The 13,310-nt window shown below is 44.2% G+C and carries 10 protein-coding genes; 4 read left to right on the top strand and 6 right to left on the bottom strand.

The features are described 5' to 3' along the window. Positions 1 to 40 precede the first annotated feature (40 nt). A complete protein-coding gene (locus LEP1GSC052_RS15185; protein WP_010573400.1) occupies positions 41 to 835 on the top strand; it encodes an SDR family NAD(P)-dependent oxidoreductase in 795 nt (264 codons plus the stop codon). 20 nt (positions 836 to 855) lie between these two features. Here the strand turns inward: LEP1GSC052_RS15185 and map are convergent, their stop codons facing one another. Continuing rightward, positions 856 to 1,614, bottom strand: a complete 759-nt coding sequence (gene map / locus LEP1GSC052_RS15180; protein ID WP_010573401.1) for a type I methionyl aminopeptidase — start codon at positions 1,612 to 1,614, stop codon at positions 856 to 858. Between the two features lie 221 nt (positions 1,615 to 1,835). On the opposite strand from map, the gene LEP1GSC052_RS15175 reads away from it, so the two are divergent. Then, the gene (locus LEP1GSC052_RS15175) at positions 1,836 to 2,903 is read left to right on the top strand and encodes a cyclic nucleotide-binding domain-containing protein (protein ID WP_010573402.1); all 1,068 of its coding nucleotides are present in this window, start codon (positions 1,836 to 1,838) and stop codon (positions 2,901 to 2,903) included. 23 nt (positions 2,904 to 2,926) lie between these two features. Here the strand turns inward: LEP1GSC052_RS15175 and amt are convergent, their stop codons facing one another. The 3 genes from amt to LEP1GSC052_RS15160 form a co-directional block, all read right to left on the bottom strand. Further along, the gene (amt, locus tag LEP1GSC052_RS15170) at positions 2,927 to 5,029 is read right to left on the bottom strand and encodes an ammonium transporter (protein ID WP_010573403.1); all 2,103 of its coding nucleotides are present in this window, start codon (positions 5,027 to 5,029) and stop codon (positions 2,927 to 2,929) included. 275 nt (positions 5,030 to 5,304) lie between these two features. After that, positions 5,305 to 6,399: an MltA domain-containing protein gene (locus LEP1GSC052_RS15165; RefSeq protein ID WP_020985748.1), complete on the bottom strand. Its 1,095-nt coding sequence runs from the start codon at positions 6,397 to 6,399 to the stop codon at positions 5,305 to 5,307. A gap of 9 nt (positions 6,400 to 6,408) precedes the next feature. Beyond that, complete coding sequence (locus tag LEP1GSC052_RS15160) at positions 6,409 to 8,022, bottom strand: 7TM diverse intracellular signaling domain-containing protein (RefSeq protein WP_051185416.1); 1,614 nt, start codon at positions 8,020 to 8,022, stop codon at positions 6,409 to 6,411. 391 nt (positions 8,023 to 8,413) lie between these two features. Between LEP1GSC052_RS15160 and LEP1GSC052_RS15155 the strand changes: the two genes are divergently transcribed. Both LEP1GSC052_RS15155 and LEP1GSC052_RS15150 read left to right on the top strand, forming a co-directional pair. Further along, positions 8,414 to 9,007: a TetR/AcrR family transcriptional regulator gene (locus tag LEP1GSC052_RS15155; protein WP_010573405.1), complete on the top strand. Its 594-nt coding sequence runs from the start codon at positions 8,414 to 8,416 to the stop codon at positions 9,005 to 9,007. Next, the gene (locus LEP1GSC052_RS15150) at positions 8,994 to 9,500 is read left to right on the top strand and encodes a PaaI family thioesterase (protein WP_010573406.1); all 507 of its coding nucleotides are present in this window, start codon (positions 8,994 to 8,996) and stop codon (positions 9,498 to 9,500) included. The genes LEP1GSC052_RS15155 and LEP1GSC052_RS15150 overlap by 14 nt, the downstream gene beginning before the upstream one ends. An 18-nt stretch (positions 9,501 to 9,518) precedes the next feature. On the opposite strand, the gene LEP1GSC052_RS15145 is transcribed toward LEP1GSC052_RS15150, so the two are convergent. Together LEP1GSC052_RS15145 and LEP1GSC052_RS15140 are read right to left on the bottom strand one after the other, a co-directional pair. Then, on the bottom strand, positions 9,519 to 10,460 hold the full coding sequence (locus LEP1GSC052_RS15145; RefSeq protein WP_010573407.1) for a cation diffusion facilitator family transporter: 942 nt from the start codon (positions 10,458 to 10,460) through the stop codon (positions 9,519 to 9,521). 189 nt (positions 10,461 to 10,649) lie between these two features. After that, positions 10,650 to 13,169 carry a SpoIIE family protein phosphatase gene (locus LEP1GSC052_RS15140; protein ID WP_020986714.1) on the bottom strand — a complete coding sequence of 840 codons (2,520 nt, stop codon included), beginning with the start codon at positions 13,167 to 13,169 and terminating at the stop codon, positions 10,650 to 10,652. Positions 13,170 to 13,310 lie beyond the last annotated feature (141 nt).

The raw sequence follows: 13,310 nt of genomic DNA, 5'->3' as shown, positions 1-13,310 counted from the left end.
GGAAATCCCGATTCAATATTTAAAAAGTAAAAGGTGAAATATGAAATATAAACTCGCGCTGATCACCGGAGCCGCAGGCGGACTCGGAAAAGAATTCTCCAAACATTTAGCGGAACAAGGAACCGATCTGATTCTCACCGATGTATCTTCGGCTTCCCTCAAACCGATCCAAGCGGATTTGGAAAAAAGTTATGGAATCAAAGTCGAAATCGTACCCGCCGATCTTTCCCTATCGGAAGGCAGGGAAAAAATTTTATCGCATATCGTCCGCAAAAAGTTGAAACCCGATCTTCTCGTAAACAACGCGGGCCTCGGTTATATCGGAGATTTTTCAAACGAACCCGATGCGAGTTTTTTGACCACGATCCGAGTCAACGTGGAAGGTTTGGTTCATCTCACTCGTAAAATTCTTCCCTTATTTTTGGAAAACGGAAAGGGAAAGATCATAAACGTAGCTTCGACCGCTTCGTTTCAACCGGTTCCTTATTTTACGATTTATGCGGCGACTAAGGTTTTCGTTTTATACTTCACGGAAGGTTTAAGCCGAGAACTCAAAGGAAGCGGGGTCGGCGTTCACGCGGTTTGTCCCGGACCGATTCGAACTCCGTTTTTTGCAAAGGCGTTTCCGAGCGGATTTTGGACTCCCGATTTTATCTGGCTCACTCCGACTCAGGTCGTTCGAGCCGCGTTATCCGGAGCGGAAAAAAATAAGACCGTGATCGTTGTAGGTCTCGTAAATCAAATCCAAAATTTTCTGACTTCGATCGTGCCGAGAAGTTTCTCGGCTTGGGCCGGTTCCAAACTATTCTCCATGGGAAAGGACAGAAAAAACTAAATTAGAATTTAAGAATATTCTTAAATTCCGTTGCTCGCAGTGAGTAGGATCGGTTCCCGATCCGTGACTACGATCGTATGTTCCTGTTGAGCCACGTAACTTCCGTCGTGCGTAACCAAGGTCCAACCGTCCGAGGTTTCGAGTGCGATTTCCGATTTTGTGGAGATGAACGTTTCGATCGCGAGAACCATTCCCGATTTGAGTTTTTGCGAATAACGTTTATCTTCGTAACAAGGAATGTATTTCGGAGCCTCGTGCAGACTGGATCCGGTTCCATGTCCCATTAAATTTTTGATCACTGTGAATCCGTGGGATTTCGCTTCCGCATGGATCGCTCTTCCGATATCGCTGATCCTATTTCCGGTTTTCGCGGCGGATAAACCTTTGTGAAGCGACGTTCTTGAACAATCGACTAAAGAACTGAGAACGGGATGTCCTTTGCCTAAGATAAAAGAACTTCCGTTGTCGCCGAAGTAACCTTCTAACTCCGCCGATACGTCTATGTTGACGAGATCTCCTTCTTTTAGAATCGTTTTGGAAGAAGGGATTCCATGAGCGATCGCGCGATTTACGCTGATGCAGGTCGCGCCCGGAAAGTTGTAAGTGATCGCCGGAGCGGATCTGGCTCCGTATTGTTTTAAAAGTTTTAATCCGAAGTCGTCCAATTCTTTCGTGGACATTCCGGATTTCGCGTAGGCTTTCATTTCTTTTAAAACCAGGCCGACGATTTTTCCGATTTTCTTGAGCCCGATCAGATCTTTTTCGGTTTCGATGGACATTGAAGTTCTCCCGGATGGATTTAATTTTCGAAAAGTGCGCGTTTTGTGGAATTGGATTCCCGTTCTATTTTACAAAACGGTATGACCGTTGTTATCATCCGCGAATTCATAATCCTTTCGGGTTAATGAAAACAAAGGCGGTTCTTTTTTTCAAATTAATTTAAGAATCATTCCAAAGGATTCGTCTCTTCTTAATAAATTATTTTAAGAACGTGTAACGCATGACATCTGAATCACCGAATTTACTCAATCACATTCAACCGATCGATTACTCAAAAGGACAGATCATTTTTCGTCAGGGAGCTCCTTCCAAAGATCAGATGTTTTTTATTTCCAAAGGTTCGATCGTTCTTTCGGAAACCGTAGACAATAAGGAACGCGCCATTTGTCGCATTAACGAAAATAACTTTTTCGGAGAAATGGCTCTTTTAACCGGAGGGAAAAGAACCGCTTCCGCGATCGCCGCAGTCGACGGAACCCGTCTTATTTCCTTAGACAGTAGCATCATCGAAAACATGATTCATAAAAATCCGAAGTTTATGTTTCGTCTTTTATTGACCGCGGCGAGCAGACATTACAGGGAAGAATTGAACTTTTCCAAACTTCAGTCTTTGATTAAAATCGATCCTTCGGATCTGGAATTCGCACACGACTATGAGAATTGCAGAATTCATAACTTGGGAGTGATCACGAGAATCTACGGTCATCTCAGCAATTATTATCCTCCCGGAAAATACGTGTTTCGTTCGGGAGAACCCGCTTCCGAAAAACTTTGGTTCGTCTTACAGGGAAAATTGGTTCTTTGTAAAACCGCAAAAGACGGAAGCGATTTGGAAGTAAGAGATTATCATCCGGGCGATCTTTTGGATCTTTCTTCTTTGATCGGTTCCAAGCCGAGAGTTTTTTCGGTTAAAGCGGTGGAAGACACGGCGGTCATCACCTCGATCGACAGAAATCTATTGTATAGAGTTCTTACTCTCAATTCCAAATTGTTCTTCAACGTGTTTAAGACGATCGTCTATGATTTTACGATCTTAAATCATTGTTTTACTTTGAGCAAGGAAGCGGAAGCGAACCTCGGAACTGCAAGCACTGTTGCGACTAACGCGAATTCCAATTCCGAAGCGACTGCTGCTTCCACGGCGACGCAGGAAGCGAGCGCGGAAGAAGTCAGCGGAGAAGGTTTGGACAAACTTGCGGAACAAGCCTCGAACGCAAACGAACAATCGCAACAAAACGCGGAAGTTGATCCGAGCAAGGAACCCGAGGCGGAAGCCGCGAGTTCCTAATCTTTTTTAAAACGAAATCGTTTTTAGCTGAACCCGAAGAACAATTCTTCGGAAGGCGATTTTTTACGCGCGGTTAAGATGAACGTGTCTATCTTTCCTTTTCCTTTGATCTCGACGTCTTCCCTTTTTTCCATGGAGAATTCTTCCGAGATCAAATGTGCCGTGGACGGTGTGACTTGGATTTGTCCGCTTAGGCCGTGCGATTCCATTCTGCTCGCAACGTTAACCGCATCTCCCCAGATATCGTAGATGAACTTTTTGGTTCCGATCACGCCCGCAACGACCGGGCCCGTGTTGATGCCGATCCGCATATCGAGTTTCAGATTTCCTTCCCGAATTCTGAAACGTTTTAAAAGTTCCATCATCTCCCAAGCCATATGAGCGATTGCTAATGTATGATTTTGTCTCGGTTGTGGAAGGCCGCCGACGACCATATAAGCGTCTCCGATCGTTTTGATTTTTTCCAAACCGTATTTTTCCGCCATCAGATCGAAGGCGGAGAACACCTTGTTTAAAATCTTAACGACTTTTTCGGGATGAAACTTTCCGGCGATTTCCGTAAAACCCACGATGTCCGCAAAAAGAATACTCGCCTCGCTGAAACTCTGCGCGATCACGGAACTGTCTTTTTTAAGTTTATCGGCGATCGTTTTCGGCAATACGTTCAAGAGAAGTTTTTCCGCTCTTTCCTGTTCTTTCTGAACTTTTGCGTATGCCTTTGCCAATTCCTTTCTGGCTTTTTCGTTTTCTTCAAGAGTGTTTCTTACGGTTCCGAGAACCTGATTGTAACGATTCGCGATTTGTCCGACTTCGGTAAACGGTTCCACGGGAACGTCGTAGCTCAGATCTCCGGTTCTTTTTTGATGTTCCATGACTAAAAAAAGATCGATGAGTTCCGTGGTCGCCTTGTGTTCCGAAATGTTCAGGCCTTGGTATTCCTCTTCGGGGTCCACTCTGAGTTTAAAGAATCGATTGATTACGGAAAATAGAATATAAGAAGTTCCGAATGCGAATACACCGATGGAAGCGATTCCCAAAAGTTGAACTTGGATTTGACCCCAGCGCGAAAGTCCCGAGTTTAGAATCTGAAGATTTCCGAAAATTCCGACGCAGAGAGTTCCGAAGATCCCCATTCCCAAGTGAACCGGAACCGCTCCGACCGCGTCGTCTATTTTCAGTTTTTCTAATATATCTTCGATCGGAGAAACCAAGATCCCCGCGAACAAACCGATAATTCCCGCTTCCACCGCGTTGACTACGTTGGCGCAGGCCGTGATCGCGACCAAACCGCCCAGGGAACCGTTCAAGGGAAGAACCGCGTCCGGATAACCTTTGCGAAACCAACCCACGAACAAACCGGAAAACATAGCCGCGCCCGAAGCGAGCACCGTATTCAATAAAACGGTGGGAACGTGTCGATCGAAAGCGAGCGTACTTCCTCCGTTAAATCCGAACCAACCCACCCAAAGAATAATTCCGCCTAACATCGCTAAGGGGAGATTACTTCCGGTAACTTTTCTAGGAGGTTCTCCTTCGACGAACCTTCCGGCGCGCGGACCTACAACAAGTAAGAATGCAAGCGCGACCCAACCGCCCACGCTGTGAACCACGGAAGAACCGGCAAAGTCCCGAAATCCCAAAACGGAAAGCCAGCCGTGTGTTTCGGATTGATAAAGTCCGGACCAAACCCAATGACCCGCGATCGGATAAATAAATCCGGAAATTAAAATCGTGGAAATGATATACGAAATGAATTTAAGTCTTTCTGCGATCGCACCCGAAACGATCGTCGCTGCCGTTCCGCAGAAGACCAATTGAAATAAAAAGAACGCGGGACTCCAAACGTCGTCCGGCGGAAATACGGGAAGAAACCAAGAGGTTCCGATGATTCCTTTCCAAGAATCGCCGAACATTAAACCGAATCCTATAAACCAAAACAGAACCGTGGCGATTCCGAAATCTGCGATGTTCTTGATCGCAACGTTGATCGAATTCTTAGCACGAGTCAGACCGGATTCTAAAATCAAAAATCCGCCCTGCATCAAAAGAACCAAACCCGAGCAGAGTAAGATCCACAAAACGTCCGTTAATGTTTTTTCAGTCGCGCCCATAAACATCAAATGCATGCATACTTCCCTGTAAGATTGAAACCCAACTTCTAAATCTCTTTTCTATATATCGGCAAAGAATTCTTAAAACGACGATAACGTTATACCGAAACGGAGAATTCTTTTAGATGAATAAGAAACAGAAGATCATAACGTTGTAAAACGATTTATTAGAATTCTTAAAAAGAATGGGATCGTTTTGTTAAGCGCAATGGATTATGATTAAAATTGAATACACTTTTCGATGATAAGATTCTTAAGGACACAATTTGCAGGTTCTTTCAATGATTTGTTTATTTCTTCGGCAGTATCAAAAGAATTCTTCCTTGGGTTTGAATCCTTCCCGCTTGCTCTTCGGCCTTTTTACCCGTTCCTAAAAAGTAATCGAGTCTTCCATGGCCTTGGATCTTGGAACCTCGATCGTGAACGAACACGATTCGGTTTTTTTCCGCTAAAACGGGCGATTCGAAACTGATCAAGGCGGGAATCCCTAAAGGAATGTTCGGATCCATTGCCACTGATCGTTTCGGAATCAATTCGATTCCTCCGCTTCCTCGGGGCGCGGACGGTTCCTTTTTGAAAAAGACGTATCTCGGATTTTTTAATATCGCGTCCCGGACTTCCTTCGGAAATTCCACGATACAATTTCTAAGATCGGAAGGAATCAGACTTTTACAGATTCCTCGTAAGGATTCGGCGGGACTCAGATATTCTTTTCCGTTATCGGAAGAATACGTTATGCGAAACGGATCTTGGTCCGGGATTCGAATCACTGCGGAGCCTTCCAATTGTGCGAGATGCAAATCGGTGATTTTAACGTAAGAGATCGCCTTTGTTTTGCGTTTCCAGACGGAGGGTTCGGACAATTCGATTCTCGTTTCGTACGGGATCAGATTTCCGTTTACGGATTTTCCCACGATTCTTTCATCTCCTTGTTTTTTTACGATCAAATCGGAAGGGGTCTCCAAAATTGGATGAATAAATTCCCCCTCGGGACGAGTTCTTCCTTCCATTAAAACTTCATAATATGCGGTGATCTTTCCCTCGTTCGGATCGGCCGTTTCGAGAATCGAAAAGGAATTTCGAAATCGATTCCGAAACGATTCGGGGTTTTTCTCCTTAAGGATTCTTTTTAAGGTTCTTAAGGACTTCAACATATCGTTTTTGTTAAACGAAGTTCCTTTGATCGTTATTTTCCACTCGGTGGAAAGTTTTTCGTAATACGATTCGGATTCTCGGATCGCCCGTCGTAAGGTATCGGATTCCGGATCGGGCGAGAATAAAGGCGTTTCGCCAATGGGGATAAAACCGGATTCTTCCAAATCCTTTCCCTGCAAAAGATGTGTACACACGAGGGAAAATAGAATGAAAAGGAACGCGAACCTCATGACGGATATTCAAATGGATTCGGGAAAAAGCATCAATTTATATTCGGAGGGAGTCATTCCGGTCAAAGTCTTAAAGGATTTTTCCATCTCGCGGCCGGAAACAAAGCCGGCCCGATGCGCGATCTCGGAATGTTTTAGATCGGTCCTGGTTTTTAAAAGATGCTTCGCTTCTTCCACCCTGTATTGATTTACGTAGGTTTCGAACGAGGACAGGTTCGAGGATTCCTGAACGAATCTATCGAGATCCTGAGGCGCGACTTTTAAAATGCTCGCGAGATCGTCCTTGCTTAGTTCCGGATTTTTGAAAATTCTTTCCACCTTCAGAAGATGATCCAAACTGAATTGAATCGAAGGAGTTTTGCTCTGAAATTCCATACCGGAAATTCTCGCGGGCGTTTTGAGTCTTTCCTGCATCTGTTGAATGTCGTAGGCGCGGCGGAGCGACTTTCTTCTTACGAACTTTTCCCGATCCCCGAGGCTGATCATCACGACGACGTAAATCGTGGGAAGAGAAAGGACGTAAGCGTGTACGAAATATTCGTGGTACTTTAGAAAATCCAAATAGTATAATACCGTAATCAATCCGCTTCCCGCGATCGGAATCATACATAGCGCGATTTTTTTCGCGGGCGCAAAACTTCGGATCACCGAAAGTGTGGAGATCACGATCAAAGCGGAAACGCATATAAAGGCCCAGGAGAAGGATTTTACGACCGTGGGACGTTCCGAAATAAACGCGGAAAAAACGGCGAAACCCACGATCGAGATCGCGGTCGCGGACAAAGCGGAACGAAAGAATTTGTTAAGCGAAGAAGGCGAAAGAAACTGAACCATAAAGTAAGTGGAACAGGCGAGGGCCAAAAACGCGAAAAGAGGAGGGGTTATGTTTTGAAACTCGGGCGCGTTCGGCCAAAGATATTTATAGCCGTTCGCATAACACGCCCAACCTTCCAGAGAAACGAAGATCAGAAATCCCACGATATTCAGATAAATCGGATCCAGTGTCTGACGATAAATGAATCCCGTAAGAAGAGTGACGAATAAACTCAGAACGAGAGTAAACAAAATCAAAAGATTTCTATAATAACTTCCTTTTTCGTATTCGAGACCGGACTCGACGAGAATCGGAAAGTTGATGATCGAAGAGGTTTTGATCCAGAGATAATACCGATTGTCCTCGTTCTGAACCTCGTAAGGTTCCAGATGAAAGACCGGATAATAATCGTCGATCGATCTTTCCGAATATTGAAAACGGTCCCCCGAAATCTGAACGGAGGATTTTGAAAAAAGAACCGCGGCGTCTAACGTCACCTGAGGAATTCTCACGAAACATCTGGATCTGGGATGTCGTTTGACGTTGAATCTGAGCCAGGCGGCCTCTTTGATAAAACCCAATTTGAGGAACGCTGTTTCTTTCGGTTTAAAATCCAATTTCGTATTGGGAATCTTGGGGATTTCCCGGGAAGAATCGTCGTCTAACGCGAATTCTATTTTATCAAATTCGCATGTTTCCTCGTTCGGATCGGCATAAAGAAAATTCGAAGAAACCGAACAGAAAAATAGGATCAATACGACGATCCGAGCGCCTTTTCCGGCTATCAATTTTATTAAGCGAAGTGGCATTTCAATCAATGATTCTATTTTAATATTCGCGAAAGCACCGAAGTCTGCAACGTTTCTCGGATTTTTGTTTTTATACTTCCGAGTATACAACCTAAGACTGATAATAATATCAACAGCGACTCCTCCAGTCAAGATTTCAAAAAAAATTAACCGTATTATATCTTAATTTTGTTATGCGAACTCGTTTCGCCGAACGCTCCTTTATCGAGTGGAAACTTCGTTCTAGAAAATTCTCACTCAAGTGAGTCGTTCTCGTGCTTAAGAACGAATTCTTGCTTCAAAATGTCTGCGGAAAACTCGTAAGAATCGGGTGTCTTTTTTTTAAGGAAAGATTCGTCTAAGATGTAAAAATTATCTTGACTTACCTACCTACTGGTAGGTAAGTGGATTTATGAAACTCGCCGGAGATACGCGCGAAAAGATCGTGACCCTTGCCCGACATTATTTTCAAAGTGTCGGCTTTCAGTCGTTCAGCTTTCAGGATATCGCGGACGATTTGGGGATCAAAAAGGCGAGTATCCACTATCATTATCCTTCCAAGGAAGAATTGGGGATCGAAGTTCTCGAAGTTTATTACAGGGATTTCGAAGAATATACGAAAAATCTAATAGAGCGTCCGCCGCGCGTCCGTTTGTTCGGTTTGTTTAAACTCTACGAAGCTTATACGGGGGAAAACGGAAAGATATGTCCGTTCGGAGTCGTGGGCACGGAGTATCACGTTCTTTCCCAAGCGATCCGGGACAAGACCTTGGTTCTTCACAATCAACATCGCGATTTTCTAATACAAACTCTTCAGGACGGAACGAAAGACGGTTCCTTTATTCTGACCCTCAACGTAAAGGATACCGCGGATTTATTCATGTCCGCGATTCAAGGTTCGATGCAGATTTCTAGAATCCGCAAGGACAAGGAATATTTTCCGAAGATGATTAAAAGTCTTAAATCGATGATACAAATAAAGGAGCATAAAAATGCCGGTTTCTGAATCCGCTACCAAAGCATGGGAAGATATGAACAAGATGGCCGATAAGATGGCCAAAGAATACGGTCTTACTCTCGAGCTTCCGCCGAAATCTTTTAAAGAAATGAAAGCCGAATTCGTCGAGTTTGAGAATGGGAAAAAAATCGTGGTTCGTATTCCGTATGACGAACGTTTTGCGAATCCGATGGGAATCTTTCAAGGTGGAATGCTCTGCACCGCTTTGGATAACACGTTCGGTCCGCTTTCTTATCTCGCCGCAAAAAGACCTTGTGTCACCACGGATTTATCGACTCAGTTTTTCAGAACCTTCTTTCCGAAAGACGAATACGTTTTGATCGAAGCGAAGGTCGTTTCGAAATCTCCCGCGATGATGACGATGCAGGCGGAAGTTAGAAATCCGAAAAACAAACTCATTGCGATCGCGACTTCCAGCGTATTGATCTTACAAGAATCGATGTTGAAAAGAATGACGAGCAAACAAGAACAAGAAGATTGATCTAAAAATCAACTGCGGTCAGTGACAATCCTTCTGTCCGCAGTTTTCTCTTTCCTCCTCCGTTTCCAGAGTTACGTGCGCGATCCTAAGTCCCTTTAAAATTTCCCTCGCCTTCGACTTGATGACCCTTTGACGTTCCGAAGAAAGATCGTTTTTCAAAACGAGATGAGCCGTAAGAGCGTTCTCCGTCGTACTCAAGGACCAAATATGAACATGATGAATGTTTAATACGCCTTCTATGGATTTGAGTTCCTTTTCCACCGTTTCCGATTGAATCGCATCGGGCGTCGAATCCAAACTCAGTCTTAAACTTTGTTTAAATAAGGGAATATTTCCGTAAATGATTACGAACGCGACTAGGATTCCCACGATCGGATCGATCCAAACATAACCCAACCACTGGATCAAAAGACCGGAAACGATCACACCCACGGACACAAGACCGTCCGCAAGAAGATGCAGATAGGCGCCCTTCATATTCAGATCGTCGTCCTTGCTTTTGAAAAACAATAAGGAAGAAGAGAAGTTGACGATCACTCCGATCAAGGCGACGATCGCGATCGTTCCTCCCTGAACCGGAGTCGGTCTTGCCAACTTTTCGATGGATTCGTGAGCGATAAAAAGAACCGTGCCGAAAATCAAAATCGAATTGAGTAAACTCACGAGGATCGTCGATTTTTTCCAACCATATGTAAACCCGGGAGAAGGTCCTCGATCCTGAAGTTTGACCGCGATCCAAGCGAGTAGCAGAGAACTGACATCCATCAAGTTATGCCCGGCGTCCGAAATCAAAGCGAGGGAGCCGCTCCAAAGACCGATTCCCGCTTCGATACCCGCATACAACAAATTGAACAACATGGCGATCACGAGACTTTTACTCGCGCTTCCGTGATGATGACCGTGGGAATGATGCGAGTGATCGTGAGAATGGTTATGAGAGTGATGATGGTGATTTCCCATGAGTTCTTCCGAGTTTAGAATGATACCTTTCCCAGAATAGCGGAGCCACGGCTCTGTAAACAGAAAAAACGGTCCGTTGTTGAGAATCGGTTCTCTTAAAAGAAAAACTTTCCCGAGCCGATCGCGGATTTTTTCGACTTCGTTTTATCGGCGCCGTTTTCTATTAGACTTTTCTAAAGAAGAATCGAGTCAGTTCAAGGAGGTCCGGTCGAACGATTTTTTACCGTTTAAGGATCGGAGAATTTCCTCGAGCTTCGCGATACGATCCGAGTTCTTCAAACCCTTGTAGGCTCGGATCAGATTTCTGAGATTGCGCGCGTTTTTAGGATCTCTGGTCCTGAGTCTTTCTCCCACGTCCACCGCTTGATTCATATCGCCCGCTTTGCGGAGCATTCTCGAAGTATAACCGATCATCGTATCGTCGGACGGAACGGCAGTGAGATATTCCTGAGCGCAGAATGTCGCTTTAACATATTCTCTCAAACGAAAGTAGGAAAGACTCAGTTCCCGGAGCGCGGCCGGGTGCGTTTGTTTTCCTTCTTGGATCTCGGAAAAGAATTTATCCAAGGACTTCTTATCCCTTTTTGCGAGTTTGATTCGTACTCTTTTCGGAACTTGACCGTTCCATTCGATTCTCATAATGGAAAGATCGTCCGTGAGAACTCCTTCCCGATTCAGTTGAGAATTGATTCTTTCCAAATTTCCCTTCGATTCTTCCACGATGCGGAGAATTCTTGTCTCGTCGTAGTTCATATTCTTTTTGCCGTCTATGTTTTCCAAAAGAATATCGTCTCTTCCGTCCGAGCCGTTGAACAAAACGTCTCCCGGCATAAACTGAAACGTCTGAACGGACAACGCGCCTTCCACGAGTTGCGAACCCAATTTTCTGTAAAAATGATTTTCCCCCAAGAAGGAAGCGATTCCGTCTCTGTAAAGAATCGAATACGGATGTTCCGCGTTCATGTAATATACGAATCCCGTATCGTCCTCGATTGCGCCTAACACGATCGATACGAGCATGGAACCTTCGAAACTTTCGAAAACTCTATGCAATTCTATGAATGCGTTTTTAAGCCATCGTTCCGGATAAAGATCCTTCATAAAGGAACTGAATCTCGTTCTTTCTATGATGGATTTGAAAACCGCGCCCAAGACGAGAGCGCCGCCGGCGCCTTGCATGGATTTTCCCATCGCGTCCGCGTTGAAAAAAACGGTGACCCTTTTTCCCTTTAAAAGAATACTTTCGGTTTTACAAAGATCGCCTCCGATCTCGTTGTCCCTGTTTTTAAAATGAAATCGTTTCTTCTGTTTGATAAAAAATTCTATCTTAACGTTTTTGCTTTTTGCGTTGTTTTGACCGAGAGGGTTGATGAGAAGCGAAGTGAGAAAATAATCCCCGTCCTGTTGATCCTTTAGAATACTCAAATTTTCTAATGTTTCCGAAAGTTCTTTGGTGCGTTCTTCCACTCTTTGTTCGAGGTTTGCGTTGAGTTCTTCCGTTTTTGCGTGTAGTTCGCTGAATCGTTCCGCGAGAATGGTGGCGATTCCCATCACGTAAAAAAAGAATCCGTATTTGCTGAACGCGAAACCGGTGTTGAAAAACATCGAATCCAAAACGTCGTAAAACGCGGTAAAGGTGATTACGACCGTTCCCAAAAACAATCGTTTTGCCGCGGGAAGTTTGTGGCGGATTCCTTGGATCAAAACGTAAAAGTTCATCGGAACCGCAAAGAAAAGCGCGCCGATCTGCCAAACTCGAAGCAGATATTCGCAGATATACATCGGCGCAAAAAAGGTCGGAATCGTTAAAAGGACGTTAAAAACGGAATAATAAAAAATCGGCCGTATCGTCCTTCCGTTGAACAACTGGCTCATAAACGTAAAATAACAGGAGACGCAGATATACAAACCGATCAGTTCGATTCTTTGAATGAGTGTGGAATCGAGCGGATTTTCGAAAACGGCGGAGGTCCTCGTGTAGATATAAAGTCCGATCAAAAGCGCGAACAAACCGAACGTAAGATTGTATCTTTCCTTTCTTCGTTTGATAAAAAGAAAAAGATGATACAAACCCGTGGTGATGTAGATCCCGATCAGAATGAGCGTGATTCTATCCTGTTCTTTGTATATAAGATCTTTATAATATCCTACTTCGTAACCGGAGGTCAGATAAAATCCGGTATGATCGAACTTGGGATCTCCGGAAATTTTGATCAAAAGACGGTTGTCCGTCGGTTTTAGAATCTTCCGGTCGATTTCGTAAACCTGACCGCGAACGGTTCTATGAAACGAAATTTTGTTTTCGGAAAATTCTCCCTCGTTTGCGATCTGTTTTCCGTTGATGTATACTTCGAAGACTTCTCCGATTTCACCGAAACGAATTCCGGGTTCCAAGGAACTTTTTAAAAAGTCGCGAGGCAAATCGAACTCGGCATAAAACGAAAACGTATGAACGGAAGATTTGTACGGATAAAACTTATTCGTCCAGATCGGAAAGGATTCGACTCGTTTCCATTCCGCGTCGGGAGCGAAGTTCTCGTTTAAGAATTTGTCTTCGTATCGATCGAGAATACGCCAGGTTTTCGGCTTACATTCTCCCTTTGAATCGCAGGTTTTAACGAGGTCGATCGATTCTTGTGCGGAAATCGAAAACGAAAAGATCGAATGTAAAAGAAATGTATATGCAAAAATTCTAAACTGATGACTCATTTGTTTCTTTCTAAAACGGAAAAGCCGCGTTCCGAAACGGTGATCCGTCGTTCTGCCGAAACTCCTTAAAGGATGGATAACGGCCGAAAAAGATCCTATTTAAAAAAAGAATTCTCAAATCGTAAAAGATCCAGGGGAGAA

The sequence above is a fragment of the Leptospira kmetyi serovar Malaysia str. Bejo-Iso9 genome (assembly GCF_000243735.2).
Classification (GTDB): Bacteria; Spirochaetota; Leptospiria; order Leptospirales; family Leptospiraceae; genus Leptospira; species Leptospira kmetyi.
Note: the sequence above shows the minus strand (reverse complement) of the source record. Positions and strands in the feature narration are given on the sequence as shown.

Excerpts from the sequence above, each read along its gene's own strand:
- LEP1GSC052_RS15140 (WP_020986714.1), bottom strand. The coding sequence starts at position 13,169 with ATGAGTCATCAGTTTAGAATTTTTGCATATACATTTCTTTTACATTCG.
- LEP1GSC052_RS15165 (WP_020985748.1), bottom strand. The coding sequence starts at position 6,399 with ATGAGGTTCGCGTTCCTTTTCATTCTATTTTCCCTCGTGTGTACACAT.
- LEP1GSC052_RS15185 (WP_010573400.1), top strand. The coding sequence starts at position 41 with ATGAAATATAAACTCGCGCTGATCACCGGAGCCGCAGGCGGACTCGGA.
- amt (WP_010573403.1), bottom strand. The coding sequence starts at position 5,029 with ATGCATTTGATGTTTATGGGCGCGACTGAAAAAACATTAACGGACGTT.
- LEP1GSC052_RS15155 (WP_010573405.1), top strand. The coding sequence starts at position 8,414 with ATGAAACTCGCCGGAGATACGCGCGAAAAGATCGTGACCCTTGCCCGA.
- LEP1GSC052_RS15145 (WP_010573407.1), bottom strand. The coding sequence starts at position 10,460 with ATGGGAAATCACCATCATCACTCTCATAACCATTCTCACGATCACTCG.
- LEP1GSC052_RS15160 (WP_051185416.1), bottom strand. The coding sequence starts at position 8,022 with ATGCCACTTCGCTTAATAAAATTGATAGCCGGAAAAGGCGCTCGGATC.
- LEP1GSC052_RS15150 (WP_010573406.1), top strand. The coding sequence starts at position 8,994 with ATGCCGGTTTCTGAATCCGCTACCAAAGCATGGGAAGATATGAACAAG.
- map (WP_010573401.1), bottom strand. The coding sequence starts at position 1,614 with ATGTCCATCGAAACCGAAAAAGATCTGATCGGGCTCAAGAAAATCGGA.
- LEP1GSC052_RS15175 (WP_010573402.1), top strand. The coding sequence starts at position 1,836 with ATGACATCTGAATCACCGAATTTACTCAATCACATTCAACCGATCGAT.